The 5,107-nt window shown below is 76.3% G+C and carries 1 pseudogene; it reads left to right on the forward strand.

The features are described from left to right. Nucleotides 1–30 precede the first annotated feature (30 nt). Nucleotides 31–5,107: pseudogene (locus HET64_RS36380) on the forward strand (hypothetical protein); the annotation flags it as partial.

A 5,107-nucleotide genomic window follows, 5' to 3' on the forward strand; every position in this document is an offset into this window, starting at 1 on the left:
GCCCCGGCCCCCGCACCCCGTCCGGGACATGTGATCCGGCAGCCCGTCACCGACGGCGGGCCGACGGACGACCAGCGGCGCCTCGCCCTGGTCGACGACCGCGGCCGTCCGCTGCCCGGCCTGACCAGGCTCCCGGAAGGTGCCATCGTCGACACCTTCCGGGGCACCACCGCGCTGATGGCGGCCCTGCGGAGAATCGTCGCGGGCACCTACCCGGGCAGCCCGGGCCGGGGCCGGGTCGGACGGGCCGTCCAGCGCGCCTCCGCGACGCTGTCCGGGCTGGCCACGGAGACCGCCCGGCGGGGCTCCGCGATGAAGGAAGCGCTCCCGGCGAGCCTGTCCGGCGCCGTCAACCGGGCCGGCTCGGCCGTCAACTGGGCCGCCGCACCGGTGGTCTGGGCGGCCAAGACGTCCACGGACGGTGCGTCGGCGACCTACAAGTGGACCTCCGTCGCCGTGGCGGGAGCCTCCCTGAACGACCGGGGCACCCTGGCGGCCGAGGCCCGGCAGGACGCGATCAGGCCCGGCCAGCTCATCTCCAGGGCCCCGCAGATCCTGGGCGGCGCCTACGTGGTGGAAGGGCTGACGCTGCCCGGCATGGCGGCCGACCAGGTCATGATGCTGGAGGTCACCGGCTACCTCTCCAACCCCCGCAACCTGGGCTCCGAATCGCTCTACTCGGAGCAGGACGTCCTGAGCGGCGACACCTCCGGCCGGCAGCGCGGCGTCGGCGTCACCCACCAGGGCAACCTCCAGGTCACGGCGTTGCAGGCGGCCCCGACCCCGCCCGAGCTGCTGGTCCACCAGGCCAACCCGGGCGGCCGCTACTCCCAGTCCCGCCGCACCGACGACACCGCCACCGTGGGCTCCGGCACGAAGATCACCCACGCCACGGAGCACAGCGGCGACACCCTCTGGATCGGCAACGACCTGACGCTGCTGCTGACCGTCCGCTGGGGCGTGCGCAACATCGCGGGCAACACCGTCGGCCTCGGCCCCTACGCCCCGGTAACCCTCGCCATCGACCTGCCGCGCGCCGTCACGTACCTCGCACCCGCCCAGGCCGTGGCCCAACTGGCGGCCTGGTTCCAGGGCATGCCCGGCATCCCCGCCCTGACCCTGAACCCGCTCGACGTCCCGCTGCCCGACCGGTACGCCCGGACCCGGCAGTTGGGCAAGGCGACCGTCCTGACGGTCACCCAGCTCGACGACACGGCCAACCGCCGGGAGCGCCGGGACCGGATGCGCCACGAGGTGACCGCCCTGGTGGAGAACGAGGCACCCGGCGCCCTCCGGCCCGGCCACGCCTCCTACCTGTCGGGCGTGGCCACCGAGATCGCCCGGGTCACCGAGCCCGCCGCGCTGCGCGCCCTGCCCGGACGCGGCCCCGGCGGACGGGTGCGCTTCCACTTCCTCCACGTCGCCTACGGCGGGGCGCGCCTGGTCGAGGTCACCCTGACCGCCGAACCGATGCTCCAGACGCCCGCCCTGCGCGGCCTGCGCGGGCGCAGGGCGGGCGGGGGCACCGGCCTGGAACACGTCGACACCCACACCCCGCAGTCCCGGGTGACCACCTCCGGGATCACCACCACCCGCCAGGGCACGGTCAACCCGGTCTCCCGCTACCCGCGCCCGGGCGCGACCGGGTGGACGGACCGCGCGGGACCGTCCCTGGCGGTGGCCGAGACCCGGGCCCGTACGGCCCGTTCCGAAGTGGCCACGGAGGACCGCTTCTGGACCCGTTCGGGCAGCGTCGCCGACTTCGCCGTCGACTACCGCTACACCGCCACCGTCCGCTCCCAGGCCGTGTGGCAGTGGCCCGCCAACCTTCCCGGCGCCCTCTTCCAGGCCGGCCTGCTCAACCTTTCCGGCCTGGACGGGGACGTGGCGCAGCGGGTCCACAGCTGGGCCGGGCGCCTGTTGCGGGGCCGCCCGGTCAGCCGCGTCTCCGTACCGGCCGCGACGGCCCTGCGGTTCGTCGCCTCCGAGGCCGACCAGCCCAAGCGGCACGAGGGGCCCCGGGCGCCCGCGCTGCTCGGCGGCGACCCGCTGCTGCTCACGGCCGCCGACGCCGCGGCCCAGGGGACCACCCCCTTCCCGCAGGGCGTCCGGCTGGAGACCACCGGCCCGACACCGGTGTACGACTACAACGCCGCCCCGCAGCTGATGCGGGCGCTCCACGACGTCGACCCGCGCATGGCCGCCGCGTGGGGGCTGCCCGCCAACGCCTCCGCGGAGGCCGTCGCCGCCCGCCTCGCCGAGCTGGTCCAGGCCGGCGAGATCACCCTCGACCCCTCCCGCACGGCGGCGGGGCTGACCGACGTGATGCCCGGCAGCTGGCCGGTCGAGAGCCCCGGCACCGCGCCGTCCCTGCGCATATCCCTGCACAACCCGCGACCGGTCACCGAGGCCGGCGACGTCGCCATGGACCGGGTCCGGCGGCAGAACCGCACCGCGGCCGTGGCCTCGTCCGCCGCCGGCTCCTTCGTCCTCAACCAGCAGGGCTCCTACAGCCTGGCCAACGCCAACCGCCAGGTGCTGGGGGTGACCTTCCCCCTGGCGGCACAGCAGCCCCACGCGCTCTCCTCGGGCGGCAACGCCTCCGCCTTCTCCTTCAGCCGGCTGCGGACCGGCGCGACCAGCGACCCGGCCGACCGGCGCATCCCCCGCACCTACGAGACCCTGGTCGACACCGTCATCGAGGTCGACGGCCCCGACGGCGTCCGGTACGTCACCGGCAGCTCCACCACCCGCCTGTGGGAACGCGACGTCCTCGGCTTCGGCGTCACCCCGGCGCGACCGGGTCCCCGGATCTGCGACCTGCCCGCGATCCTGGCCGACCAGGACGCGGACGACCTGCGCGACTGGGCCCAGCACCCGGTCACCGACCTGCCGGACGTGCTGGCGGACGCCATCGACGAGCAGGACGCGTCGGCCGAGCTGTGGCTCGCGCTCGGCCCCGACCCGGACGGCACCCGGCTGGCCCGCGCCCTGTTCGTCGGCTCCCTCACGGCCGCCCGGGCCGGGAAGCCGGTCGAACTGGTCATCCGCACCGGCCAGGGGCTCCGGATCTGGCCCTTCGCCGCCGACGGCTCGCTCACCGACACCACGGCCGCCACCGACGAGGCCTGGCAGAACGTGGCGGACACCATCGGCGTCCACCTCGGCGCCGTGCGGGCCGAGGCGGCGGCCCGGTACCGCGAGGGGCGGCTCACCCGGCGGCAGCCCGGCGCGCTCGCCGCGCTGGACACCGCCGACCGGGCCGCGGACACGGCGACCACCGCACACCGGGACGCCGACCGCGCGCACACGGCCGCCCGCCGCGACGCCGCGACGGTACGGACGGAACTCACCGAGCTGCGGGGCCGGATCATCGAGGCCCGGGCTGAGATCACCCGGCTCGACACCGAGGCCCGGGAGGCACAGGCCCGCTACGACGACACCGCCGACGAGGAGCGCGGGCTCCACGCCCGGTGGCAGCGGGCCCGGGCCGAGGTGGCCCGGCTGGAGGAGGTCGTCGCCGCCGCCCCGGACGCCGACCCGGCGTCCCCGGACGGGCAGGACGCCCTGGACGCGGCGATCGAGCAGGCCGACGCGCTCCGGGACCGGGGCCGGGCCCTGCACCAGCGGCGCGAGGAGGACCTGGACACGGCGGAGACCGCCCGCGAGGAGGCGGACGGGCTGCGGACCCGCCTGGAGCCGGCCGTCGCCCGGGAGACCACACTCGCCGGGGACCTCCGCCGCGCCGAGACGGCGGTCGCCGAGGCCGCCCGCGTCCTGCGGCAGGCGGAGGCCGGGCTGCGCCGGGCGACCGGGGTACGCGACACGATCCAGGACCAGGTCGACGGCATCGAGGCCGAACTGATCGACGTACGCAACGAGTTGAGCGAGCAGGCGCGTCGCCACACCCAGGCGTGGGAGGACCTGCCCGCCCTCACCGACGCGCTGGCGACCGGCCGCCGCGCCGAGGGGCTCGGCGACGGGCCGTCCCTGCGCAGTACCGTCTCCTCCGCGCCCGCCCGTCCGACCCGCGCCGGGCGGCTGCGCGGACAGCCCCTGCCAGCCCCGCCGCCCGAGACGTCGGCGGCGGCCACCGCCACGGCCCCGCAGCCCACCGCGGCGCCGGCGCCCGCGCCGCGCCCCGGCCTGCCCGTCGCCGAACGCACCGAACTGGCGGCCGGGCTGGCCGCGATGACCGAGGACGAGCGCACCTCCCGGCTGCTGTCCCTGTCGTCCGCCGACCGTGAGGCCCTGGCCGCCGACCGGGCGCTCACCGCCGGGCTGCGCCGGACCCTGCCCGCCGACGAGTTCGCCCGGACCGCCGCCCTCCTGATGGTCGACGTACCGCCCGGCGTGGACCTCCCCGTCTCCTCCGGCATCGAGGCGCGGGCGCAGGTGGCCCGGATGCTGCGCTCGCCCGCCGTGGCCGAACGCATGCTGAACGAGGGCGCGCGGCTGATCGTGGTCCCCAAGGACGCCGCGACGACCTCGCTCGACCTGTTCAGCACCCTGCGCGGGGAGGCGGACGAGAACGCGCGCTCCTACGACATCCTGCGCGGTGTCGAGGCCGGCGGACTGGCCGCCGTCGGCGAGGAGAACCTGTTGGGCGACACCACCGCCGTACCCGGGTCCGGGCTGTACGCCGACGGCTACTCCGCCGCGACCCACGAGTTCGCGCACGCCCTCCACCGCCATGGCCTCACCGACGAGCAGCGCCGGCTCATCACCGAGGCGTACCACGACAAGGTGCTGGCGGGCAGCTTCGGCGCCTGGCCCGACGGACCGCTGTACGACAGCTCCGGCACCCACCGCAACTACTCGGCCCGGAACGAGTTCGAGTACTTCGCCCAGCTCACCAACGCCTACCTCGGCACGAACACCGGCACCGACCCCTACACCGGCCACCCCCGCAACAACGGGGCGAAGTGGGTCCGGCGCAACGAGCCGGAGCTGCTGCCGCTCCTCCAGGAGCTGTACGGACCCGACCCGAAGGCCGTGCACCACTGGGGCGCCAACCCCCGGGCCGAGGAGGACACCTGGGCGGCCTTCCGCGCCCTGTGGGACGGACACGACGGGGCGTACGAGCCGCAGCCCCACGCGCCCGTCC

It is taken from the genome of Streptomyces sp. McG3 (assembly GCF_018619185.1).
Taxonomy (GTDB): Bacteria; Actinomycetota; Actinomycetes; order Streptomycetales; family Streptomycetaceae; genus Streptomyces.